This is a genomic window from Hymenobacter glacieicola (assembly GCF_014640315.1).
Lineage (GTDB): Bacteria > Bacteroidota > Bacteroidia > Cytophagales > Hymenobacteraceae > Hymenobacter > Hymenobacter glacieicola.
The window spans coordinates 105,784-129,707 of record NZ_BMGS01000002.1 but is presented as its reverse complement, the minus strand read 5'-3'; the positions used below and the strand labels follow the sequence as shown (position 1 = coordinate 129,707).

General features: G+C 59.2%; 20 protein-coding genes and 1 riboswitch. Of the genes, 13 read left to right on the top strand and 7 right to left on the bottom strand.

Annotated features, from left to right (window positions below; genetic code table 11):
- Positions 1-40 precede the first annotated feature (40 nt).
- The 5 genes from IEW18_RS03540 to IEW18_RS03520 form a co-directional block, all read right to left on the bottom strand.
- Positions 41-430, bottom strand: coding sequence for a hypothetical protein (locus IEW18_RS03540; RefSeq protein ID WP_188556449.1), 390 nt, complete (start codon positions 428-430; stop codon positions 41-43).
- Positions 423-1,076 (bottom strand): ATP-binding protein, encoded by a 654-nt coding sequence (locus tag IEW18_RS03535; protein WP_188556448.1) that lies wholly within the window; start codon positions 1,074-1,076, stop codon positions 423-425. The genes IEW18_RS03540 and IEW18_RS03535 overlap by 8 nt, the downstream gene beginning before the upstream one ends.
- Before the next feature lie 208 nt (positions 1,077-1,284).
- Positions 1,285-2,187, bottom strand: a complete 903-nt coding sequence (locus IEW18_RS03530; RefSeq protein ID WP_188556447.1) for an AAA family ATPase — start codon at positions 2,185-2,187, stop codon at positions 1,285-1,287.
- Positions 2,188-2,259: 72 nt separating this feature from the next.
- The gene (locus tag IEW18_RS03525) at positions 2,260-4,374 is read right to left on the bottom strand and encodes a hypothetical protein (protein ID WP_188556446.1); all 2,115 of its coding nucleotides are present in this window, start codon (positions 4,372-4,374) and stop codon (positions 2,260-2,262) included.
- A gap of 71 nt (positions 4,375-4,445) precedes the next feature.
- Positions 4,446-4,655 carry a hypothetical protein gene (locus IEW18_RS03520; protein ID WP_188556445.1) on the bottom strand — a complete coding sequence of 70 codons (210 nt, stop codon included), beginning with the start codon at positions 4,653-4,655 and terminating at the stop codon, positions 4,446-4,448.
- Between the two features lie 79 nt (positions 4,656-4,734).
- Here IEW18_RS03520 and IEW18_RS03515 point away from each other — a divergent pair, with 79 nt between their 5' ends.
- Positions 4,735-5,802 carry an XRE family transcriptional regulator gene (locus tag IEW18_RS03515; protein ID WP_188556444.1) on the top strand — a complete coding sequence of 356 codons (1,068 nt, stop codon included), beginning with the start codon at positions 4,735-4,737 and terminating at the stop codon, positions 5,800-5,802.
- Between the two features lie 248 nt (positions 5,803-6,050).
- On the opposite strand, the gene IEW18_RS03510 is transcribed toward IEW18_RS03515, so the two are convergent.
- Both IEW18_RS03510 and IEW18_RS03505 read right to left on the bottom strand, forming a co-directional pair.
- The gene (locus IEW18_RS03510; RefSeq protein ID WP_188556443.1) at positions 6,051-7,076 is read right to left on the bottom strand and encodes an LLM class flavin-dependent oxidoreductase; all 1,026 of its coding nucleotides are present in this window, start codon (positions 7,074-7,076) and stop codon (positions 6,051-6,053) included.
- Between the two features lie 3 nt (positions 7,077-7,079).
- Positions 7,080-8,114, bottom strand: a complete 1,035-nt coding sequence (locus tag IEW18_RS03505) for an ATP-grasp domain-containing protein (protein ID WP_188556442.1) — start codon at positions 8,112-8,114, stop codon at positions 7,080-7,082.
- A gap of 396 nt (positions 8,115-8,510) precedes the next feature.
- A riboswitch (SAM riboswitch) is annotated at positions 8,511-8,604 on the bottom strand.
- Between the two features lie 775 nt (positions 8,605-9,379).
- Between IEW18_RS03505 and IEW18_RS03500 the strand changes: the two genes are divergently transcribed.
- The 12 genes from IEW18_RS03500 to IEW18_RS03445 all read left to right on the top strand — a co-directional run bounded on the left by IEW18_RS03500 (position 9,380) and on the right by IEW18_RS03445 (position 23,756).
- Complete coding sequence (locus tag IEW18_RS03500) at positions 9,380-10,567, top strand: sensor histidine kinase (RefSeq protein WP_229728577.1); 1,188 nt, start codon at positions 9,380-9,382, stop codon at positions 10,565-10,567.
- Positions 10,568-10,650: 83 nt separating this feature from the next.
- Positions 10,651-11,412: a LytR/AlgR family response regulator transcription factor gene (locus tag IEW18_RS03495; protein ID WP_188556441.1), complete on the top strand. Its 762-nt coding sequence runs from the start codon at positions 10,651-10,653 to the stop codon at positions 11,410-11,412.
- 463 nt (positions 11,413-11,875) lie between these two features.
- The gene (locus IEW18_RS03490) at positions 11,876-12,037 is read left to right on the top strand and encodes a hypothetical protein (RefSeq protein WP_188556440.1); all 162 of its coding nucleotides are present in this window, start codon (positions 11,876-11,878) and stop codon (positions 12,035-12,037) included.
- Positions 12,038-12,112: 75 nt separating this feature from the next.
- Complete coding sequence (locus IEW18_RS03485; RefSeq protein ID WP_188556439.1) at positions 12,113-14,023, top strand: T9SS type B sorting domain-containing protein; 1,911 nt, start codon at positions 12,113-12,115, stop codon at positions 14,021-14,023.
- A gap of 266 nt (positions 14,024-14,289) precedes the next feature.
- Positions 14,290-15,693, top strand: coding sequence for an undecaprenyl-phosphate glucose phosphotransferase (locus IEW18_RS03480; RefSeq protein ID WP_188556438.1), 1,404 nt, complete (start codon positions 14,290-14,292; stop codon positions 15,691-15,693).
- Between the two features lie 120 nt (positions 15,694-15,813).
- Positions 15,814-16,596: a WecB/TagA/CpsF family glycosyltransferase gene (locus tag IEW18_RS03475; RefSeq protein WP_188556437.1), complete on the top strand. Its 783-nt coding sequence runs from the start codon at positions 15,814-15,816 to the stop codon at positions 16,594-16,596.
- A gap of 251 nt (positions 16,597-16,847) precedes the next feature.
- Positions 16,848-17,738, top strand: coding sequence for a glucose-1-phosphate cytidylyltransferase (gene rfbF, locus IEW18_RS03470; RefSeq protein WP_188556436.1), 891 nt, complete (start codon positions 16,848-16,850; stop codon positions 17,736-17,738).
- A 123-nt stretch (positions 17,739-17,861) separates the two neighbouring features.
- On the top strand, positions 17,862-18,956 hold the full coding sequence (locus tag IEW18_RS03465) for an NAD-dependent epimerase/dehydratase family protein (protein WP_188556435.1): 1,095 nt from the start codon (positions 17,862-17,864) through the stop codon (positions 18,954-18,956).
- Between the two features lie 90 nt (positions 18,957-19,046).
- Positions 19,047-19,601, top strand: coding sequence for a dTDP-4-dehydrorhamnose 3,5-epimerase (gene rfbC / locus IEW18_RS03460; RefSeq protein ID WP_188556434.1), 555 nt, complete (start codon positions 19,047-19,049; stop codon positions 19,599-19,601).
- A 107-nt stretch (positions 19,602-19,708) separates the two neighbouring features.
- The gene (locus tag IEW18_RS03455) at positions 19,709-21,064 is read left to right on the top strand and encodes an NAD(P)H-dependent oxidoreductase (RefSeq protein ID WP_188556433.1); all 1,356 of its coding nucleotides are present in this window, start codon (positions 19,709-19,711) and stop codon (positions 21,062-21,064) included.
- A gap of 47 nt (positions 21,065-21,111) precedes the next feature.
- Positions 21,112-22,425, top strand: a complete 1,314-nt coding sequence (locus tag IEW18_RS03450) for a class I SAM-dependent methyltransferase (protein WP_188556432.1) — start codon at positions 21,112-21,114, stop codon at positions 22,423-22,425.
- 8 nt (positions 22,426-22,433) lie between these two features.
- Positions 22,434-23,756, top strand: coding sequence for a DUF4910 domain-containing protein (locus tag IEW18_RS03445; RefSeq protein ID WP_188556431.1), 1,323 nt, complete (start codon positions 22,434-22,436; stop codon positions 23,754-23,756).
- The last annotated feature ends 168 nt before the right edge of the window (positions 23,757-23,924 follow it).

Here is a 23,924-nt window from a genome sequence, read left to right as displayed (position 1 = left end):
GTGCGCTCATTCTTCTGTTTTAGTTCTTGTGCCCAGCTCATTATCCTAGTTTTTGATGCACCTCATTCAGTGCGCGAATCCATTGTATTTGCTCTCCTACTCCCGTGGGGTCCGATGCCGCAAGCCACCACAGGCGCAGGGCTTCTATTCGGGTTACATTCAGCTTCAGCACCTCCGGCAATGCGTCCAGCCGCATCTGCGGAAGTATCTGAAACTCGTACAGGTCCAGGACTAGGGAAGCACTTTCGTACACGCTGGCAGTGTCTGCGGTAATGCCCTTCTTATTGGTGGCCAGAACCGGATTCACCATGTCCAGGTAGCGAATCATGGCATCGTAGGCTTCCTTCGGGCCTGTGCCTTCCAGCCGGATGCGGACCCTGTTTTTCGCCGTGATTGTCACAGCATCTTTGGGCTTTAGCGGCTTACCCATTCTCAATCAGGCTTAGCTGTTGACCGGATTCCTTGACCTTCGCAGGCTTCGTTTGCCGGGGCGGGTAAACTTCGTAGGGCTCAGTAGCTCCGAAGCGGCTTTTGCTGATGGCTACCCCGTCTGCCACGTAGGTTTTGATGTCCACCATGTATTCAATGCCCTTCGCGTGTTCCCCTTTCGGGGTAGCCCCAGCTGACCAGCTGATGATGATGAAGGCTTTGCGCGGGAACCGTTCAATCAGCTCCTGATACTGGCCTTTGGTCAGGTTCATGTACTGAAGCGAATCAATGACCACGAAGGGGGCGCTACGCTTCTTGCTCAGGACTTCCACCATTTCCTGGTAGGTATGCCGGTCCCCGAGCATGAAGCTTCCTTTGGGGCATTCGTGGATGTTACAGCGGTTGAAGCTGTCCTGGATACTCTTGCCTTCCCCCTGTTCTGAGCTGTTGTAGTACACCTTGCCTAGCTCAGTGAGGTCTTTGCAGAGCTTCATCACGAAGGTGGTTTTGCCCGAGCCCGAAGGCCCGTAGACAATCATGCGGAAGTTCTCTTCAGGAATCCCGATGTACTTCGGCCACGGCTCAGGTAGGTCAATGGTCTTGTACTTATTCTTCAGGACCGTGTGAGCTGAAATCAGGTTACCCATTTTGCTGTAGTTGAAGGCGTTTGCGTTGGCAGGCGGCGCAGTTATCAGCGCACTTGTGGTTGTTGTCGTAAGCATCCTGTAGCTGCTCTGGTGTCGCTTCGTATCCACCGCATAGGCTGGTGTTGGAACCTGCGTAGTAGTGGTATTTGCGGGTCATGTCCGGCAGTACCCATCCTTGGATTTCGGTTAGCTCTAGTGTTTGCATGGCTTAGGCGTTGGCGGTGGCCAGGATTTCCTGGTCAGCTTTCAGCTTCTTCAGCTTGCTGAAGAGGGTGCCGTAATTGGGGCTAGCAGCTACTAGCACGGCCACTTCCTTTTTGCTCGTAATGCCATGAGCAGCGCAGATGTCAATGGCATCCTGCATATCCACCCCACCACTGAGCATGACCGGGTTGGCAGCGAAGCGGCGCACCACCTGCGGGAAGCTCTCTACATTGTAATTGGCCTTTTGGCGCAGCTTATCCAGGAAGCCATTGGCCCCGGCTATCACAATGCTGCTGCGACCTTCCACCCGGTCATACAGGTCTTTGATGTAGCCGAAAGCCCGAGATTTCTTCACCATCGTTTCCGATTCATCGAACACCAGCAGCGCCTGTTCACGATTCATCTTGGTGGCGATGGCCTTGATGCGGTCTTCCACAGCACCCGTAGCCCCGAGTTCGCCCACACCTACTTCCCGGCAAATAGCCCGCACCATTTGGGTAGCGGTCATAGCGTTGGAGCACTTCACCACGTAGGTAGTAGCTGAGTGCTTGCGGGCGTAATCGGTAATTGCGAAGGTTTTACCTGCGCCCGTGTCGCCATCAATGATGTAGTACGCCACGGTACGGCGGGCATCATCCAGAGCAATCTGCACATCCATGAAGTTCTTGGTCTGGAACACGTCCAGGCTCAGGCCCATGTAAGCCTGAAGCTTGCGGAAGTGGCTGTCACCTATTGATATGGTTTTACCATCCGCTACAGGCACTTCATTCCACTTGCGCTTCACGATTTGCGACACGTAGCCAGCGGATACACCAGAGCCCTTGCTAACCTTGTTCTGGCTTACATCATGCACCTTCATGTACTCGTCCAGTGCCTGAGCAATTTGTTCTTTCTGTGATTCCAGCATTACTTTTGAGTGTTAAGAGTGAGTATTTGAATTGAGCCCGCCCCCGGTTGCACCCGTGGGGCGGGTTTGTTTTTAGTCTTCGTCTTCAGCCTGTTGCTGCATTCGCGCCCACCGGGCTTGTCGTATGGCATCCGGGGTTTCCGTAGCAGCTGCCATAGCCGGGGAGAGTACTAGGGTATTGCTGCGCTCAGGGCGGCGGTTGATGGTAACCTGCACCTCGTCTTCAGCTTCTAAATCAGCTTGTGCTGCGTTCAGGGCATCTTTCGGCACGAACTCATGACCTAGCTTCACCAGCTCTTCCGCGTCCAGGCGTTCCGTGATGTTGGCCAAGCGTTCCGCAGTCTGCGCCCGCTGTTCTTTCTTAGCTGCCAGGCGGGCATTGATGGCGGCGCGGCTGCCTTCCTGGTAGTCCACCAAGGCACCCGGCATAGCTTCCTTGTTGTCAGCCCACGCCACGAAGCGTTTATCTTCCCCGAGGAAGAGAGCCACGCGGGTAGGTGCTGCCTGCTCAGGGTCATACTTGACCCAAAACCGCTGACCTACATTGCGCATATGGAAGTCCAGGTCCGGCACTTTAGTCATGGTGCCAGGCACCGGGCCGGGTAGCTCTGTTACTACCTCGTAGTGGTTGCTGATGCGGCTTTTCACCATGCGCAACTCGTCACTGCGGTAGGTAATCAGCTGGTCATTCCACTTCCAGAAGGTTTCCATTTCGTCTTCTTCTGTGAAGTAGGACCGGGTTTCCGGGTGCTGGCTAGCCAGGTAGCGTTCCTTCGGAGTTTTCCCGTCTTTCTTGCTGACCATGTTGTTCCAGGCATGGAAGTCCAGCGAGGCTTCCCGCATGGTTTCTTCCAGGCTCATCAGCGCCCCTTCCTTCACCAGTTCGCGCAGCAGTTCCGGGTTGGCCTTACCTGCCAGGCTGGTGGCCGTGATGTTCTGGCCAGTGAAGGACCGATGGCGGCGCATTACATGCTGTTGCAGCGCCCCTAAAGCCCGTTCAATGACCTTTGATTGGCCGTTATTGGGCATTGCGGGGAAGTGTAAGCCCGCCCAATTCGCGAAGAATTTGAGGTTAGAACGGTCATTATCGTACTGAACCTGCCAGGGCTTCACGCCCCCAGCCGTGCGCAGGGCTGCACGAAGCGCCCGGCCTACGGCATCCGAATCTTCCTGCTCACAGAATTCCCAGCCCAACCAGTAGTCAGAGTGGGCATCAATCACAGCAATAACCTGAAGCTTAGCCGCTACCCCCTTAGCCGTGCGGTAGTAGTAGTTCACCTTCGTTCCATCGACTACCCACAGGGCATCCCGGAAGGTCGGACGGTGGCGCAGCATGGTGTATTCATACCGCTCTTTCCAGGCTTTGAAGCCATGCCGTGGCAGATACCAAACCGGCTGCACATCGGGCAGCATCAGGTTGTTTTTCACGGTGCCCACCGTTACTTCCGGCCACAGTTCCAGCCCAAGTTCACGGCGTTTGTCTACCACTTCCGTGTACCACCGATGCACCAGCTCAAAGCTAGGTTTGCGGGCATCGGAGTACAGTTGAATCAGGGTTTCCAACTGCTCTTCTGCAATCTTCCGGCTGTTCACGTTGCCGAATTGGCGCGGCACTACAGCCAGCGCCCCATTCTCTTCATATTCCCGCAGCTTTGCCTGAACCTTGGAATACGACGTAGGCAGGTCAACCCCATCAGCACTATACACAGCCACGCAGGCCATTTGCATATCACTGAGCTTTGCAAAGTCGGGGTTGAGCTTCACCCGAGTAGCCTTGCTCTTCCAGCGGGGCGAACTCATCAGAGCCAACCACCGGCAAGCCAGGACAGCGGCCCGCAGCTTCGTATCAGGCAGGCCAGACAGTTCATTTTTCAGGGCTTCACCCGTGCCTAGGTCTACTGATTCCCGAGTGATGCGGTATTCCCGCAGGGTAGCCAAGTCTTCAGCTGATGCGGGCGGCAGCAGCCCCCGCAGTATTTGTTCCTGAGCTTCGCGCTGTTGCTGCTGGTTGTCATCAGCCAGCTGCTGAAGCAGGACGTTTTTGGCCGGTAGTTTGGCCCGAGTAGAAGCCGGGATGGTGTCGTACTGAATCAGCACTTTCCCTTCCCCTGGCTTACGCTCGGGGTTAGGGATGTTGACCCACGATGACGCGCCATCCTTCCGCGCCACCGAGGTTACTTTCGTCAAGTAGCTTTCTGAAACCCCAACGGCTTTCAGGTCGCTGAACTCAACGTACAATATGGCACCAACTAGCTTCATTATTTGCCTTTAGCTAGTTCGGCAGCCAATTCAGCCTGACGGTTTTGAATCAGTTCAGCAGCTTTCTCATCCAGATGCTTGCTCTTTTCTTGGCCGCTTGACCACAGCTTCACATACCCTACAGTGCGGCTAGCGAAGCGGGCTAGGTATGCCAGCGTGACCCCGTATTCACGGAGTTTTTCGGACTGGCTTTGCTTCTCTTTTGTCATTTTTCCTAACCTTTGGGTTATGTGTCCCAAAGATGTTCAGTAATCTTGAACAAATGCAAGCAATCCTGACAAAAAAGTTATGAAAGACAAGCACGGAATCGGCGGCAGGTTGTATACTTTGCGCGACTGGTGCAGGCTCACACAGACTCAAATGGCTGAGAAACTGGATATTAGCCGGTCTGGTCTTTCGCAAATTGAGAAGGGGATAACTGCACCTTCCTTAGACATCATCATGAAGGTGGTTAGTAAGTTTGACATCAACTATGAATGGTTGATGGATGGCACCGGCATGATTTTCAAGTACACGAACCCCGACGTACTGAATAAACATGGCATTTTAGGTGCAGAAGATGCCAACATGGGTTTAGATAAAGGCACGTCAACCACCTTTTCATTAGATGTAAATGGTGTGCTATCTGCTATTGAGCAATTGCCAGATTCTAAGAAGGATGAACTTAAGGGGAAATTGAATCAACACTTAGCACTAAATGGTAGTGTAGATGGTAGTGTAGATGGTAGTGTTGAGTCCGCAGATAAAACGAAAGGGACAAAAAACACAGATGTCCTAGTCCCTTTCGAGGTTCGTACCCATCCGTTACTGGTTACAGTGGACAATGCAGGAAATGAAAACATCACTATGGTGTCTACAGCTGCCGTAGCAGGCTATCCTAGCCATTATATGGAGCCCGAGTACATCCGTGACTTACCAGCCTTTTCACTCCCTGGTTCTGGCTTCCGTAATGCTACTTTCCGCTGCTTCCAGGTGCGCGGCAACAGCATGGCCCCTACATTTCATCAAGATGATTGGGTTATTGCTTCCTACGTGGATAATTGGCCCCAGAACATCAAGAACGGCTATATATACGTGGTTGTAACGCCTGAAACGGTTTACATCAAACGGTTAATCAACCGCATTCTGGACCGTCAGAGCGTGGTTATACAGTCCGATAATGAAGAGTACGATACACAGGAAATACACGCCCTAGATGTGCTTGAAATATGGTACGTGAAAGCCCGCCTGAGTTTCAAGTTTCCTAACACTCGCTTTGCCGCTCACCGTCGCTTAGGAGAGTTGGAAGCGGACGTGTCTTACCTGATGGAAGAGATGCGGAAACTGCGCAAAGAAGAGCCAAAAAACCCTGTTTAAAGACCGTTTTTTAGGCCGTTTAAACAGGGTTTTCGCAGTTTTTGAGAGTGTTTAGGCTATTTACCGGGCACCAATCCAAGTTCTATCCAAGCCCGGTCAAACCTTTTGTCCCGTCCGATTTTTCGCGAATTTTTGGGAGAAAGGTTGAAAAAAGGCCAATCCAGCCAGATTAGGCCGTTTTCGCAGATTTTTTCGCGAAATTTTTAGAGGCTCTTTTTTGTCCCTTTTGTTCTACCCCCATCACTTCCTTACGCCAGCACCTGGATTACAGCTTCCGAGAACCGCTCCATTTCTTCCAACTGGGGGCTGCACTGGAGCAGGAACAGGTCCACGCCCACGTCCTCGAAGGCGCCGATGCGGTCGGCCACTTGCTGGGGCGTGCCCGTGAGGCCGGAGCGCAGGCCGCGGTTCGACACGGAGTAATCCTGCAAGGAAACCTGGTTTTCGAGCTGGGTGCCGGCCAGCCACTGCTGGTAGTTCTTGTAGCCGGCGGCCGAGCCCTGCACGTTGGTGATGCGCTCCAGCTCTTTTTTTACCTCGGCTTCGGTGTTGCGCACGATGCTGTAGGCGGCCACCCCGAACTTCATGGGGGGTAGGCCCAGCCGGTCGCGGCGCTCCTGCAAATCCTGGATGCGGCGGCCGATGGCGGCGGGCTCGTCGCCGTGCATCACGTAGCCGTCGCACTGGGCGGCAATCAGGTTTTTGGCCGCCTCCGATTCGCCGCCGGCGTAAATGAACGGCCGCGGGCGCGACACGGGCTTGGGCTGCAGAATCGAATCGGTGACCTTGTAGAACTTGCCCTCGAAGGAGAAGTGGTCCTGCTTCCAGAGGTTGTCGACCACGTGCAGCCACTCGGCAGTGCGGGCGTACCGGTCGTCGTGCTGCTCGAAGTGCACGCCGTACTTCTTGGCCTCATCCTGCCACCACGACGACACCACGTTCAAACTCAGGCGCCCGTTGCTGATGTGGTCGATGTTGGCGGCCTGCTTGGCTAGCAGGGCCGGGGAGTGGAAGGTAGGGCGCACGGCCACCATCAGCTCAATTTTCTTGGTGACGGCCGCCAGGGCCGCCGCCGTGCTCCAGGCATCCAAGGAGGGCGCTTCCTCGCCTTTGATGTCGTTGAGGTTCAGCTCGGCAATCAGGGAGAGGTCGTAGCCCAGATCCTCGCTGCGCTGGGCTAGCGTCTTCACGTAGTCCCAGTCGGCGCGCATGTTTTCGTCCTCTACGTTGCGCAACCACCCGCCGAAAACGGGCATCCAATATCCGTACCGCATGGCTTAGTGAATAGAAGCCGCTACCGGCTGTGGGGTGGAGGATACGGCTTCTGCTGACACCGGCTGGCTACCGGGGTTCGGGGCGCCAATCTGGGTTTCGAGGTAGTCCACGAAGCGGGCGTAGGGGTCGAAGCCCACCACGTTCACGGCGTCGGCCACAAAGTTGGACAGGGCGTTGACGTCGTAGAATAGCACGTCGCCGGTGCGGTCGTCAATGAGGTACTCGATGCCACCCACGTCGATTTTAGCGGCGGCCACAATGCGCTCCACGGCTTCTACTACCTCCGCGGGCGGGGTAAAGGCTTCCACCTGAATGCCCTTCTTGGGGGCCTCGGTGAGGCAGAAATCACCGGCGGCGGGCTCCTCCGGAATCTGGCAGATTTCGGCGGGGCACAGGTTAAAGCTCTCCCCGGTGGTGTACACCTTCATGGCGTAGAGGAACTTGCCGTTGAGGGTTTCCACGCGGTGAATGTGGCCGCCCCGGGGCGTTACGTACTCCTGCACCAGAGCCGTCTGGTCGATGCCCAGGTCAATCTGCCCGGCGGCCACGGCGGCTTCTACCCCCTCGATGGTATCGAAGCGGATGATGCCGGCGCCGCTACCCCCGATGTTCACTTTCACCACGATGGGGAACTGCAGCTGGCGGGCCGCGTCGGGCACGCGGGAGGCGTGGTTAATTACGAAGGACTTCGGGAATTTCAGCCCCAGCGAAGCAAACAGGCTGAGCTGCCGGGCCTTGTTGGTTTCGATGGCCGTCGCCGCCGAGCCGTTGATGATGCGGGTGCCGATGCGCTCCAGGTGGGTTGCGTAGCCGGCCGTATGGAAGATGCCCTGGCCGTGGCCGCGCAGGTAGGCCGAAGAACTCATGCGGTTCACGACCAGCGCGTAGCGGCTCGCGGTTTCCGAGGGGTCGAAGAGGTGGTGGGCGGCGTCAATTTTCTCGTAGGGCAGGCCGCGGCGGTCCAGCTCGGCAAACAGGGGCTTAAACCACTCGGGGTGTTCGAAATAAATGCCAATCGGCTTCACGTGCTGTGACATGCGCGGGGGAAGAAGTAGAGAAGTAGAAAATCAGGGAAAGCCGCTCTGGTACGGGCAGCAAAAGCAGGTTAACCCCGGGAAGGGTAGGGGCCGGCGGCAGGACCCGGGCAAACCGAAAAACCAGGGTTTGGAGGCGCGTAACGAGGTAGGAGGCAAAGCGCCGCAGCAAAAGCCCGGTTACTGCCGGGCGAGCCGGGCCCCGAAAGGCGCGGCGGATTGCATCAGCAGAACCTGTCGGGGAAACTCCTGGGCTGGGAGCAGCGCTCAGCCGGTTGTACCCTACCCGGCCAGCGGCGTACAGACCGCCCAACAACACGTGCCACAACAGCCATGCTGTACGGAAGCAAGGGTGGCAGGAGTGGGGGCGAAGTGCGGGAAGCGGTTCACGGTACGTTGTTTTTATATGGTCAGGAGTTGGCACCGTTTCAGTTGATTACTGAAGGTTGCCGGCGTTTCGTCGAGCCTGTCTCTCCACGCCTCTGTATAAAAACAATCCTTTCGGTAAAGAATTGAGTGCGGCAAAGGTAAAGCGCGCTTCACCAGACTACAAAATTTTCTTCTTCGCAACCGCCCTGCTCTGGTGCGGCAGCACTAGCAAGTGCTTCCTGTTCCTGCAAATCACGGTAAGGCAGCTTTCTACAAGAGGCGGTTTTTGGGCGCGCTGCTTGAGCTTACAAGTGCGCCGACGGCAGCGGAGAAAGGCGTGGCTCATGTTGCAAGCCCTACTTCGCGACAAAGCTCAGCTGCTTTTGGTAGTGGCAGGAAGATGCCGCGGGCTGCTCTGCCGCCCGACAATAAAAAGCCCCGGCTCGTCAGCCAGGGCTTGTATTGCAATAGGTGTAGCTCTTGCCGGCAGACACACACCTGTAACGACCGGCAAGGTAACCTTACGCGAAGTAGGTAGCCGGCGTTATGGTCGAGCTAGCGTACAGCGGCTCGTTGGCCCGGCAACGGGTACTGCCCGCGGGGGTAGCAAGGCGTGAAACCTGGTCCTACAGGGTGGTGGTCTGCAACGGGGAAGAATTCCGTGTCGGGGCAGCGCCCGTCTTTACGTGGTGGTCAGTTTAACTGGCAGAGAGTACACTGACGTGCTCCCGCGCGGTCCGGTGCTGCTTGGCAAACAGGTAACTGCTTGATTGTGGTAACCTACGGTCGATAAAAGAGGGCTGCTGGTCGGTGAATACGGGCTGGTGGTGGAACGAGGCGCCAGGACACTAGCAGCGGCCGTACTTTACCAGCGTTTTCCTCGCTTGTTCGCGCCGCTCGTGCCTGCTCGTCTTTCTCGTGTTGCTCCCGTACTGCTGCTCCACACCCTCATCTGGATTGTGGTGGGGCTGATTCTGGCCATTCCGCCGCCCGGCCAGCCCAGCCCTTTGCCCGGCGTTTTCTGGCTGAAGCAGGGGGTAGTGCTGGGACTGCTCATTGGCGTGTTTTACGCCAACGTGCACTGGGCCGTGCCGCGCCTGCTCTACCGCCGTCGGGTGCTGGCGTACCTGGGGGTGGGGGCGGCCGCGGCCGGGGCCGTGCTGTGGGTGCACTGGCGCCTGGATGCCGAGTTGGAAGTGCCCCGCCGCCTTTTCGAAGCCCGGCACGCCATCTTTGCCACCCGCGACGGGCTGGCTCCGGGTGCGCCCGGTCCGCCGCGTCCGCCTGGTTTGCCCGACTCGTTCCGGCCGCCGGGACACCCGGGCCCCGGCGGACCAGGCCGTCCGCCCGGCCCGCACGGTCCGGAGGGCGAAGCCCGGTTTTTCAACCTCTGGATTCTGCTCACGACCCTGTTTGTGCTAGGCGTGAGCACGAGCGTGGCCGCCGTGCAGAAAAGCCAGCGCGACGAGCACACCCGGCAGTTACTGGAGCAGGCGCGTCTGGCCGCCGAACTCTCCTTGCTGAAGGCGCAAATCAACCCCCACTTTTTCTTTAACACGCTCAATAACATCTACTCCCTCACTTTCATCGATGGGGCCCAGGCCCGCACGGCCCTGCACCGCCTGTCCCGGATGATGCGCTACGTGCTCTATGAAACGCCCGCCCAAACGGCCCTGCTCAGCCACGAAGTCACCTTCCTGCGCGACTACATCGACCTGATGCACCTGCGCCTGACCGACGAGGTAAGCGTAGTGCTAGACCTGCCCGAAACCGTGCAGGAGGCGGCCATTGCGCCCATGCTGCTGCTGCCCTTCGTGGAAAATGCCTTCAAGCACGGGGTGCGCGCCGGCTCACCCAGCCGCATCCAGGTAGCGCTCCGCCAGGTCGCCGCCGAGCCGCACCTGGTGGTGTTTGAAGTGTGCAACTCCGTGTTTGCCGAACCCCCCGATTCCCTGGAAGCCGGCGGCATCGGGCTCACGAACACCCGCCGCCGGCTAGAGCTGCTCTACGCCGGCCGCTACCACCTAGCGGTGCAGGAACGCACCCCGGCCAATGAGTACCGCATGCTGCTCACGCTTCAGCTCTAACCGCCGGCCGCCCGCAGTAGCCCCGCCCGATACGCCTGCCGCGGGGTAGGTCTTCTCTGTGTATCTTTCTGTTGCGTTAGCCCATGATCTTGAATTGCATTGCCGTGGATGATGAGCCGCTGGCCCTGAAGCTGGTTTCGGCCTTCATCGAGCAGACTCCCTTCCTGAAGCTGGTGGGGCGCTACAGCAGCGCCGTGGAAGCCCTGCGCGGCCTGCACGAGCCCGGCGCCCACATCGACGTGCTGTTTCTGGACATTCAGATGTCGGACCTGAATGGGCTGGAGCTGGCCCGCACCCTGGACCGAAGCGCCGGGAGCCGCCCGCCGCGCATCATCTTCACCACGGCCTACAACCAGTTTGCCCTCGATGGCTACAAAGTAGATGCCCTGGACTACCTGGTAAAGCCCTTCGAGTACGACGAGTTTCTGCGGGCTGCCCTGAAGGCCAAGGCCTACTACGAGCTGACCCGCCCCGCTACCCCCGCCCCGGCGCCCGTACCAGCACCTGCCCCGGAACCGCCGGCCGAGGACTACCTCTACCTGAAAGTAGAATACCAGCTGGTGCGCGTGCCCTTTCAGGACATTCGCTACATCGAAGGGCTGAAGGACTACGTGAAGGTGTATCGCCGCAGTGAAACCCGCCCTTTGTTGTCTTTATCGAGCCTGAAGCTGCTGGAGGAGCGCCTGCCCGCGCGCCAGTTCATGCGCGTGCACCGGTCCTACATTGTCGGGCTGAACCACATCAGCGCCGTTACGCGCGGCACGGTGCACATCGGCGAGGTCACGATTCCCGTCAGCGACGCATACCGCGACTCCTTCGACCAGTTTTTCAGCCGCTGGAAGTAGCCCGCTTTGTGCTGTACCATATATATATATATATGGTACAGCACAAAGCGGGCTACTTCCAGCCCTGGACGCTACCGCCTGCTATTGCTGTCAGAGGCAGCATGAGGCGGGTAAACAGGAAAGGCAGAAACGCCGTGCAGAGCCGGAGCCGAAGTATGACCGATAGGAGGAAGGCAACTGAAACACATGCTGGTCACACTCCCTATTAGTGTGGTAGGGTAGGAGAGCCCCGCTAGTAGGCAGGGCAAATAGTCGGTACACTCTGGGTTCCGGTCGGTTCTCTGCTGGAGCTGGTCGGGGGAGGTGCAAGAAAGGCGGGGCGAAAATTACTTTTAAAAAGTAACCCTTTACGCAGCCTGTGGCATTTTCTGCCTGAAAGAGCAGGGGTTCTACCTGGCGGGGAGGCAATGAGCAGCCTATGAAGGGGTTACTGTTAGCTTTTGTCATCTTTTCCTCCTTTCTTATGAACAAGAACTTCCTCCTGCGGGCCAGTGCAGCAGTAGTGCTGGGCGCGGGCCTGCTTACGGCCTGCGAAACCCCGAACATCGGCCCCAAAGCCGGCAAAAACTGCCGGCCTTCACGTGCCACTGACAGCACCACAACCACGACCACCGGTGGTTCTTAAGGCAGTTGGCTTCGGGTGGCTTTCTGGCGGGAGGGAGGCAGGTGGTGGATTGGTTTACTGCTTTTCTGATTGGGTATGAGAAGATGTACACGTTTTTCCCGGGTAGTATGGCTGGCCGTGGTAGGGGTATGGTTGCTGGTAGCGCCGGCTGCTCGCGCCACGCATATTGTGGGCGGCGAACTGGATTTGCAGTATCGGTCGGGCAGTACGTATGCCCTCACGCTCAACCTCTATTTCGATGCCATCAATGGGAGCCCCGCCGCCCTGGATAACAACATGCAGGCCAGCATCTTCGAGAAGTCTACCAACCAGCGGATGCAAAACATAACGCTGCCCCTGACCAGCAACACGTTTGTGAGCTACACGAATCCGGCCTGCACTAGCTCCTCCCTTAGTACCCGCAAGCTCATTTATACCGTCAATATCACCCTGCCCGCGGCCACGTACACTAGTCCGGCCGGCTACTACGTGGCCGTGGAACGCTGCTGCCGCAACCAAGGGCTGAGCAATATCGTCAACTCCCTGAGTGCAGCCCAGGCTTTTTACCTGGAGTTTCCGGCCGTCGTGCGCAACGGCCGTCCCTTCCTTGACTCCACCCCGCGCATCTTCCCGCCCCTGGGCGACTACGCCTGCCGGGGCGAGCTGTTCTACTATGATTTCGGCGGCCAAGACCCCGATGGCGACTCCCTGGTGTACGACATGGTGACGCCCCTGAACGGCCACGCCAGCACTGGTAACTCCAGCCCCACCCAGGCCGCGCCCGCGCCGTACGCCCCCATTTCGTGGGTAGCGGGGCTGGGCACCCAAAACCAGATTCCCGGCAACCCTACCCTGGGCATTGACGCCCGTACCGGCCGCCTCATGGTGCGACCTACCCAACTGGGCTTATTTGTGTTTGGGGTGCGCTGCACCGAGTACCGGGGCGGACAGAAAATAGGAGAAACCCGCCGCGACTTCCAGCTCTACGTGCTCAACTGCCCCCGCAACACCGTGCCCAGCCTGCAGCTTAGCTCTTCGGCGGGCGTGCCCTACCGCCCGGGCCGGGATACGCTGCGGCTGGTAGCCGGCGCCGACCACTGCCTGCGGGTGCGCTTTACTGACCCCGATGCTAACTCCCGCCTCACGGTAACCCTGCGCCCCATCAATTTCACCACGCCCGTGCCCACCTTTACTACCGCCACCACCGGCGTGGTGCGGGGCCCCGGCACCCCCGACACCCTCACGGCCCGGTTCTGCTTTTCCGAGTGCCTGGATTCCAAGGGCCAGGTGTATCTGCTGGACGTAATTGTGGCCGACGACGGGTGCAGCCTGCCCAAGCGCGATACGGTGCGGGTGGCCTTTACGGCGGCGCCCCCACCCAATGCCGCGCCCCAGCTTACTACTTCCTTCCCGCCCGGCCTCAACGCCCAAGACGCGCCCCCCATCACCGTGCGGGTACCCGTGGGCACTACCTACTCGGCTACTCTGGCGGGGCTGGACGTAAATGGCGACCCACTGACCCTGACGGCCGCCGGGCAGAATTTCGACTTAGCAGCCGCTGGCATGACGTTTACAGCCCAAAACGGGCGGGGCCAGGCGGCAGGTACGTTTCAGTGGCAGGCTTCCTGTGCCGCCCAGCAGTTTCCGGATATGGTGGTCACGTTCCGGCTGCAGGAGCAGGCGACCTGCACTACCCTCAGCCAAACCCGAACGGTCCGTTTTGAACTGGTTCCAACGCCCGATACGGTTGCCTTCCTGCCACCCAATATCATCACGCCTAACGGCGACGGCAAGAACGACGCGTTTGTGCTGCCGGACTTACCGCCCGATCTGTGCGACGGGCGCTTCGGCGGTATTGCTATTTACAGCCGGTGGGGGAGGGAGGTATACCGATCTGGTAGCCGAAGCTTTGCCTGGAGCGGGGTCGGCGTAGCCAGCACCTACTACTTTTTGATTACCTACACCGACGGCCGTAGGTACAAAGGCTGGCTGCAGGTGAATCCCTGAGTAAGAGCATATTGCGGTAAAATTGCAGCCTGCCCGCCTCTAATGGTTTCTGCCATTACGGGCGGGCAGGCTGGCTTTAGGCAATAAGTTTGGGGCCTGACGTAACTATATGAATCATTTCGAGGTATAGTTTACTGCTTTTAAAAATTAATACTATTTATTATTGTTTAAAGAACAATTATGTGTTTCTTTGTTCGGTAAGTAGGTAGTTGGTCTTTCTGCATTTTTTCACCGTTTAGTTTCCTTAGCACCTTTCTTCTCAGCTTATGGAACGCTACAGACATTACTCTGATACATCGCGCTTTATTCTGCCTCTGGTAGACGTATTGCTGATTTTCGGGGCTTTTCGAGTAGCTGGTTATTTATTTCTAGGCAACTGGTATTTCGGGGGCTATTACCCCTTCTTCTACGCCATCTTTGCTCTGATCTGGTGGATTATATCGGGGCAGTTTGCCAACATATACCGCACTGACCGGCTAATTACCTACCCAGAGAAGCTGCTGCACCTGATGCGCACCTTCCTGCTGCACGCCGGCATTGTGCTACTAGCGGTAGTAGCCATGCGCATGTACTGGCTGCCCGTACGCTACCTGTTTTCGGTGTACAGCTTCTCCGTCACGGCCGTAGTAGCGGGGCGCTTTCTGATAACGTTTCTCTACCGGGCCTATCATACCCACCTGGCGCGGCCCCACAGCCGCTTCGTAATTGTAGGGGCCGGGGCCAGCGGCCAGGAACTCTACCGCTTCCTGGAGTCGCACGACCCGATTGCCAACCAGTTCATGGGCTTTTTCACGGATAGCACCGAGCACGTGCCCGCCGGACTAAAGCACTTGGTGCGTGGCCGCGTTTCAGACCTAAAAAGCTTCTGCGTGCGCGACCAGGTAGACGAAATCTACTTCGCCATGCCCCTGGACCGCCGGCAGCTGATTGAAGACTTGTCGCGCTTCGCCGATGACCATTTCCTGTCGTTCCGTATTGTCCCCGATTTCCGCGGCACCGTCCGTAAAGATGTGAACGTGTACTTCTACGACCACATGCCGATCCTGACGATTCGGCACGCACCCCTGGGCATCCGCACCAACCAGATGCTGAAGCGCCTGTTTGATATTGCCTTTTCGCTGGTCATTATTTTGGGTGTGTTCCCGTTCGTGTTGACGGCCCTGGCCCTGCTGATCAAGCTGGATTCGCGCGGACCGGTGTTCTTTAAACAGATGCGGCCCGGCAAGCGCAACCAGCTTTTTCCGTGTTACAAGCTGCGCACCATGCGCACCGACCACGGCCAGAGCGAGTTGCAGGCCACCAAAAACGACTCCCGCATCACCCGCGTGGGCCAGTACCTGCGTAAGTACAACCTCGACGAGCTGCCTCAGTTTTTCAACGTCCTGCTCGGGCACATGTCGGTGGTAGGCCCCCGGCCCAACATGATTTCGCAGCTGGAAGAGTACAGCAAGCATATCCGCACCTACCAGATGCGCCACGCCGTAACGCCCGGCATTACCGGCTACGCCCAGGTGAACGGCTTCCGGGGCGAAACCCGCGAGGCAGGCACCATGGAAAAACGCGTGGAGTACGACCTGAAATACGTGGAAAACTGGTCGTTCGGCCTCGATATGAAAATTATCGGCCTCACGCTTTGGAATATGGTGAAAGGCGAGAAGAACGCCTATTAGTAGTGTAAAGGCGAGCTGGTGAACAAGTGAGTTTGCTGTTCCTCCAGCTGTAAGAGCAGTACCGCTCCAGGCCATATACACACGCTGAATTCAACTCTCTCTACCTCACAGCTCTACCTTATGCTTCCAAAGGTACCCGTCCTGGATTCCTGGATTTCCACTGGTTCGGTAACCGACTTCGTGGCCACTATCCTGGAGTTGGGGAAGGCCCGCGTGTCGGCGTACGTGTGCTTTGCCAATGTGCACATGGTAGTAGAAGCCCAGCGCGACCCGGAGTTTCGGCAGCTGTTGCGCGAGGCTGCCGTGGTAGCCCCCGACGGTAGCCCCGTGGCCGCGGCCGTGCACTGGCTTAACCCCGACAGCCCTGAGCAGCCCCGCGTGGCTGGCATGGATTTGCTGCCGGCCCTGCTAGAAGCGGCGGCCGAGAGCGGACAGTCCGTGTATTTCTATGGCACTACCAATGAGGTGCTGACGGCCATGGTGGCCCGGGCCCGGCGGGAGCTGCCTACCCTGCGCATTGCTGGGATGCACTCCCCACCATTCCGGGCTCTTACGCCCGAAGAAGACGCGGCAGAAATAGCCGCCATTAACGCCGCCGACCCCGATTTGCTGTTTGTAGCCCTGGGCTGTCCCCGGCAGGAACGCTGGATGGCCGCCCACCAGGGGCGAGTTCGGGCATGTATGTTGGGGGTAGGACAGGCGTTTCCGGTGTACGCCGGCCTGGAGCCGCGCTTGCCGCTGTGGGCCCGCCGCCTGTGGCTGGAGTGGGCTTACCGCCTGTGGCTGGAGCCCCGCCGCTTGTGGCGTCGCTACCTGGTAACCAACACCCGGTTTGTATACCTGCTCACCCGGCGCGCGGCCTCGCATGTAGTAGGCAGGCCCATGCCCCGGCCTACTACTTAATATTCAAGTAATTCTTGCAAATGCCCTATGCTACTAGGTGTGGTATGGGGTGATTTTGCGTGGGTTATAATCTGTACAATGCTGATTTTATTTTTACTTTATTTTAAAAATATTGATAATAATTATTGACAATATTACAATTATCTTTATATTTCAGGAACTTTAGCGCTGTATAAGTAGTGCTCAACATGGTGCTTGCGCTCTTCTCGCTGACTTCTTTATTGACCTTTTAGTTACAATCCCTCACGCGTATGAAAGCAGTAATTCTGGCGGGCGGCTACGGCACCCGTATCAGCGAGGAAAGTGGCGTGCGGCCCAAGCCCATGGTAGAAATTGGGGGCCGTCCTATCCTGTGGCATATCATGAAAATATATGCCCACCACGGCATCCGCGACTTTGTTATCTGCTGCGGCTACAAGGGCCATATGATCAAGCAGTACTTTTCGGACTATTTTCTGCACAACTCCGACGTGACGTTCCGCATGGACCGCAACGAGATGCAGATTCACCGTAACCATGCCGAGCCTTGGACCGTGACCCTGGTAGACACGGGCCAGGAAACCATGACCGGTGGCCGCCTGCGCCGGGTGCGCGACTACGTAGACAACGAAACGTTTTGCCTGACCTACGGCGACGGGGTAGGGGATGTTAACATTCGGGAAGCCGTGCGCTACCACCGCCAGCAGGGTGCCCTGGCTACCCTCACGGCCGTGCGCCAACCCGGCCGCTTTGGCGTATTTAACCTGCAGGAATCCAGTAGCTTGGTTTCCAGCTTCACGGAAAAGCCCGAGGGCGGCGAAACCCCCTGGATTAACGGCGGCTTCTTTGTGCTGGAGCCCTCCGTGTTCGACTACATTGACAGCGACGAGACGGTGTGGGAAAAGGCCCCGCTGGAGCGTCTGGCCTCAGAGGGCCGGCTGGCCGCCTTCCGGCACACGGGCTTCTGGCAGCCCATGGATACGCTGCGCGACAAGAACATGCTGGAGGAAATGTGGCAGCAGGGCCGCGCCCAGTGGAAAGTATGGAGCAACGACCCCGAATCAGCGGAGCCGGACCCCGTGCTAGCCGACATCCTGGCCACGCCCGTGGTAGCTCCCCCGAATCAGCGGGTAGCGGCCCCCACCATTATGCCCGCCGACTAAAGGTGAACTGGTGAGATGGTGGAATGGTGAGTTTGACGTTCTGGCGGCCTGAACCGCCCAACACGCGCCATTAACACTGTTAGCTCACCATTTCACTATCTCACCATCTCACCACTTCACCGTATGCAACGAATCCTTATCACGGGTAATATGGGCTATGTGGGCCCGGGCGTAGTGCGCCATCTGCGTCAGCAATTTCCGCAGGCGGAGCTGATTGGCTACGACATGGGCTACTTTGCCCACTGCCTCACCGGAGCCCGACGCCTGCCCGAGTCGCGCCTGGACCGGCAGATTTTCGGCGACATTCGCCAACTGCCCGCCGGCCTACTGGAGGGCGTGGATGCGGTAGTGAACCTGGCTGCCATCAGCAACGACCCCATGGGCCAGACCTATGAGCAGGTAACGCTGGACGTAAACTACCGGGCCGGCCTTGAGCTGGCCCGCCAGGCCAAGGCCGCCGGCGTCAGTTCCTTCATCTTTGCCTCTTCGTGCAGCATGTACGGGGCCGGTGGCGAGGGGGCCAAGACGGAAACCTCGGAGCTAAACCCCTTGACGGCTTACGCCCGCTCTAAGGTCATGACCGAGCAGGACCTGCGCCCCCTGGCCGACGACAACTTCCTGATTACCTGCCTGCGCTTTGCCACGGCCTGCGGCTGGAGCGACCGGCTGCGCCTGGATCTGGTAGTCAACGACTTTGTGGCCGGAGCCGTAGCCGCCGGCGAAATCAGCATTCTAAGTGATGGTACGCCCTGGCGCCCCCTCATTCACGTGCAGGACATGGCCCGGGCCATTGAATGGGCCATCGGCCGGCCCGCCGAGGTAGGCGGCACGTTCCTGGCCGTAAATACCGGCTCGGAGCAGTGGAACTACCAGGTCCGCGAGCTGGCCTACGCCGTAGCCGACTCCTTGCCCGGTACGCGGGTTAGCCTGAACGCGGCCGCCCCACCCGATAAGCGTTCCTACCGGGTCGACTTTAGTTTGTACCGGGAACTGGCCCCCACCCATCAGCCCCGCCGCACCCTCGCCGATACCATTGACGAGCTGCGCGACGGCCTGCTGGGCATGAACTTCCGCGACGCGGCCTTCCGCTCCTCGGAGCTGATGCGCCTGCGCGTGCTCACCGGCCTGCGCGAAACCCACGAATTAAGTGACGACCTGAGCTGGGCGCGTGCCGTGGCGGCCCGGCCCGTGCTGGCGCCCGCCCCGGTAATTGCCTAAGACCTTATACAGCATATTCCGCGCAGTGGGCGCCGCCGGTTTACGCCCCGCGCGTGTTCCGCCCCTTGTCTCATCTCCAATCACCTACCTATGATTTTCACCGAAACTGAGCTGCCTGGCGCGTTTATTATTGACGTGGACCGCATGGCCGACGACCGAGGGTTTTTTGCCCGCTCCTGGTGCGCCGATGAGTTTGCGGCCCACGGCATCCTGATGCCCCCCGTGCAAGCCAACGTATCGTCTAACCCGCGGCGCGGCACCCTGCGCGGCATGCACCTGCAGCTGGCCCCGCACGAGGAAACCAAGCTGGTGCGCTGCACGCGCGGCGCCATTTACGATGTGATTGTGGACCTGCGCGAAGAGTCGCCTACCTACGGACAGTGGCTGGGCGTGGAGCTAACCGCCGACTCATTCCGCATGCTGTTCGTGCCCGGCCGCTTCGCCCACGGCTTCATCACCCTGCAAGACAATACCGATGTCGGCTACCAGGTGTCGGCCAAGTATGCGCCCGGCTTTGAGCGGGGCCTGCGCTGGAACGACCCGGCCATTGGCATTCAGTGGCCCATTGCCCCCACCATCATTTCCGAGAAGGACCAGCAGCACCCGGATTTCCGGCTGCGCGTGCCTGAAACAATCGGTAGTTAAAACGAAATACGCAAGCCAAGGCGGTGGAGGGAACGGACGGTGAGCGAGGTCTTGGCGGCGTAAGGTTGCCCTGGAACAGTCAGCTGTACTTACTTAATTGAACTCAGATGCTCATCATTGATAACGCGCTGCAGCAGCGCCAGCGCGAGGGCCGGCCCATTCGGGTGGCGATGATAGGGGCCGGCTTCATGGCCCGGGGCGTAGCCCGGCAGATTTGCTGCTACGTGCCCGGTATGGAGCTGGTGGCCATTGCCAACCGCACCCCCGAAAAAGCCCGCGCCATTTACGCCGAAGCCGGGGTAGTGGACGTGGCCGAGGTTAGTACGGTAGCCCAGCTGGAAGCCTGCGTGGCCCAGGGCCGCCCCGCCATTACCGATGATGCCCTGCTGCTGAGCCGGGCCGCCGGCATTGAGGCTATTATTGAGGTAACCGGCGCCGTGGAACACGGGGCGCACGTGGTGCTGGAAGCCATCCGGCACGGCAAGCACATTGTGCTGCTCAATGCGGAGCTCGACGGCACCGTGGGGCCCATTCTGAAAGTATACGCCGACCGCGCCGGGGTAGTGTACACCGTGGCCGATGGCGACCAGCCCGGCGTAACCCTGAACCTGGCCCGCTTCGTGAAAGGCTTGGGCGTTACGCCCGTGCTCTGCGGCAACATCAAAGGCCTCCACGACCCTTACCGCAACCCGACCACTCAGGAAGGCTTTGCGCGGCAGTGGGGCCAGAACCCGAGCATGGTGACCAGCTTCGCCGATGGTAGCAAAATCAGCTTTGAGCAGGCCGTAGTAGCCAATGCCCTGGGTATGCGCGTAGCCCGCCGCGGCATGCTGGGCCCCACCGTGGCTTCCGGCACGCCCGTTACCCAGGCCGCCGACTGGTACCCGCATGAGCTGCTGCTCAACGGTGGTCCGGGCATTGTAGATTATGTGGTGGGAGCGGAGCCCGGGCCCGGCGTGTTCGTGCTGGGCACCATTGATGACCCCGTGCAGCAGCACTACCTCAAGCTCTACAAGCTGGGGCCAGGGCCGCTGTACTGCTTCTACACGCCCTACCACCTGTGCCACTTTGAAACCCCTACCACCGTAGCCCGGGCCGTGCTGTTTCAGGATGCGGCCCTGGCGCCGGCCGGCCCGATGTGCGTGGAGGTAGTCACGGCTGCCAAAATTGACCTGCACGCCGGCCAGGTGCTCGATGGCATCGGGCACTACCACACCTATGGCCTGGCCGAAAACGCCGACGTAACCCAGCGCGAGAACCTGCTACCCATCGGTGTGGCCGAAGGGTGCATTCTGCGCCACGACGTGCCCAAGGACCAGGTGCTGACCTACGATGACGTGATTATACCCGAAGGCCGGCTGATTGACCAGCTGCGTCGGGAGCAGGCGGCTTACTTCCAGCAGCCCGACCTCTCTACTGCCTCGCCTTCCGCTCCGCTAACGGTACCTCAACCCGTGCTCTAAGCCGGGTTGAGTCCGGCGGCTCCGCTCTTATTTTCTTTCCTCTGGTTATGGAACAGCTTTCCCCATTTGTCTCCGCCGCCGCTCCCCTCCTTACCTACCAACCCCAGCCGGAACCCGTTGAGCCGCCGGCTAGTCCGTGCCGCTTTTGCGGGGCGCCCCTGGATTTCACCTTCGTAAACCTGGGCACCTCGCCGCTGTGCCAGAACCACGTCCGACCCCACGAGTATAACCGCGCCGAGGCCTTCTACCCCCTGCATGCCCGGGTGTGCCGTAGCTGCTTTCTGGTGCAACTCGATGAGTTTGTGACCTCAGAGGAAATCTTTCAGAACGATTACGCCTACTTCTCCTCGTATTCCGCTTCCTGGCTGCGCCACGCCCGCCGCTACACCGACATGGCCACCGAGCGGTTCGGGCTGAATAAGAACAGCCTGGTAGTGGAGGTAGCCTCCAACGACGGCTACCTGCTGCAATACTTCGTAGAGAAGGAAGTCCCGGTCCTGGGCATCGAGCCGGCCTCCAACGTAGCCGGCTACGCCCAGGCCAAGGGCATTAACACGCTGGTGCGCTTTTTCGGGTGCGAAACTGCCCGCTACGTGGCCGAGCTATCGGGGCAGGCCGACTTGCTGCTGGGCAACAACGTGCTGGCCCACGTGCCCGACATCAACGACTTCGTGGCCGGTATGGGCCTGCTGCTCAAGCCCGACGGCGTTATTACCATGGAGTTTCCGCACTTGCTGCGCCTGATGGAGGGAAATCAGTTCGATACCATTTATCACGAGCACTTCAGCTACCTGTCGTTCTACACCGTGGAGCGTATTTTCGCCCATCATGGCCTGACCCTCTTTGATGTGGAGGAACTCCCTACTCATGGTGGGTCCCTGCGCATTTTCGCTCGCCACAGCGCCAGCCCAGCCTGGCCCGTTACGGAGCGGGTAGGGGCCCTGCGGGAGCGGGAGCTGGCCGCCGGCATTACGGACCTGGCCTACTACAGCCAATTCGAGGAAAACGCCAAGCAAACCAAGCGCAAGCTGCTCGAGTTCCTGATTGAGGCCCGGCGCGACGGTAAAAGCGTGGTGGGCTACGGGGCCCCGGGTAAGGGCAATACCTTGCTGAACTACTGCGGTATCCGGACTGATTTTCTGGAGTACACCGTGGATGTAAGCCCGCACAAGCAGGGCAATTTCCTGCCCGGCACGCGCATTCCCATCTGCCACCCCGACCGGATCCGCCAAACCCAACCCGACTACGTGCTGATTCTGCCCTGGAACCTGCGCGAGGAGATTATGGAGCAGATGCAGGACATCCGCGACTGGGGCGGGCGCTTTGTGGTGCCCATTCCGGAAGTGCAGGTGTACGAGTAACTCTGCTGATGCCTACCCCTGCGCCTATTCTTGCTACCCTTACCGCGGCTCCTACCCCCGGGGCGGCCATGCACGCCTTGGTGGCCCGCCTGTTTCCGCTGGGGCGCAGCCTGACCGGGCCGGGCGTGCGCGAAACCTTGGCCGTGCTGCGCGAATACCTGCCGGGCTTGCGGGTGCACGAGGTGCCCAGCGGCACGCCCGCCCTCGACTGGACCGTGCCCGCCGAGTGGATCATCCGCGACGCCTGGGTGAAAAACGCCGCCGGGGAGCGGCTAATCGACTTTCGACAGCATAACCTGCACGTGCTGCAGTACAGCACCCCGGTGCACGGCTGGTTTTCGCGGGCCGAGTTGGACGAACACCTGTTTTCCTTGCCTGAGCAGCCCGAGCTAATTCCTTACCGCACCAGCTACTACCAGCCCAACTGGGGGTTCTGCCTCAGCCACCGACAGCGCGAGCAGCTCCAGGACGAGTACTACGAAGTCTGCATCGACAGCACCCTGGACGAGGCTGGCTCCCTGACCTACGGGGAGCTGGTGCTACCGGGCGCCAGCGAGGAGGAAGTGCTGCTCTCCTGCCACTGCTGCCATCCTTCCCTGGCCAATGACAATCTCTCGGGGCTGGCCGTAGCCGTGTTTCTGGCCCAGGAGCTGGCCCGGCAGCCGCGCCGCTACACCTACCGGTTTGTGTTCGGGCCGGGCACCATCGGCGCCATTGTGTGGCTGAGCCGCCACCGCGATACGGTAGGCCACATTCGCCACGGGCTGGTGCTTACGCTGCTGGGCGGCCCCGGCGGCTTTACGTACAAGCAAAGCCGCCGCGCCACCGCCGAGGTAGACCGCACCGCCGCCCTTGTCCTGCGCGACTTCGGCAGCCCCTACGCGGTGCGGCCCTGGCTACCTTATGGGTACGATGAGCGCCAATACTGCTCGCCGGGGTTCAATCTGCCGGTCGGCTGCCTTTCGCGCACGCCGTTCGGGGAGTTTACCGAGTACCACACCTCCGCCGACAACCTGGAGTTTGTGCGGCCTGAGCAACTGGCCGAGAGTCTGCGGTTGGCTGAGGCACTGTGCACGGCGCTGGAACGCAACTACACCTACCGGAACCTAAGCCCCTACGGGGAGCCCCAACTGGGCCGCCGGGGCCTGTACAAGGGCGTAGGGGGTGGGCAGGAGGGTGCCGACTGGCAGATGGCGCTGCTGTGGCTATTGAATCTTTCGGATGGTAGCCGTAGCCTGCTGGACGTGGCCGAGCAGTCGGGGCTGGCGCTACCACTGCTGCACCGGGCGGCCAGCGCCCTCGAAGGCGTCGGCCTCTTGCAGCCTCTTTAACAATAGAATACTTGGCAATATTTTGAAGAAAAGCTCTTGTTAGCCTGCGTATTCCGCGCGTCAAGCGCCGCTGAAAAACCTGTGCTGTTCCGCTGCACTGGTACTTACGCCGAATGCTCAGATTGACAAAAGCTGCCTTTCTCTTCGCCCACGCGCAGCGGCCACTAC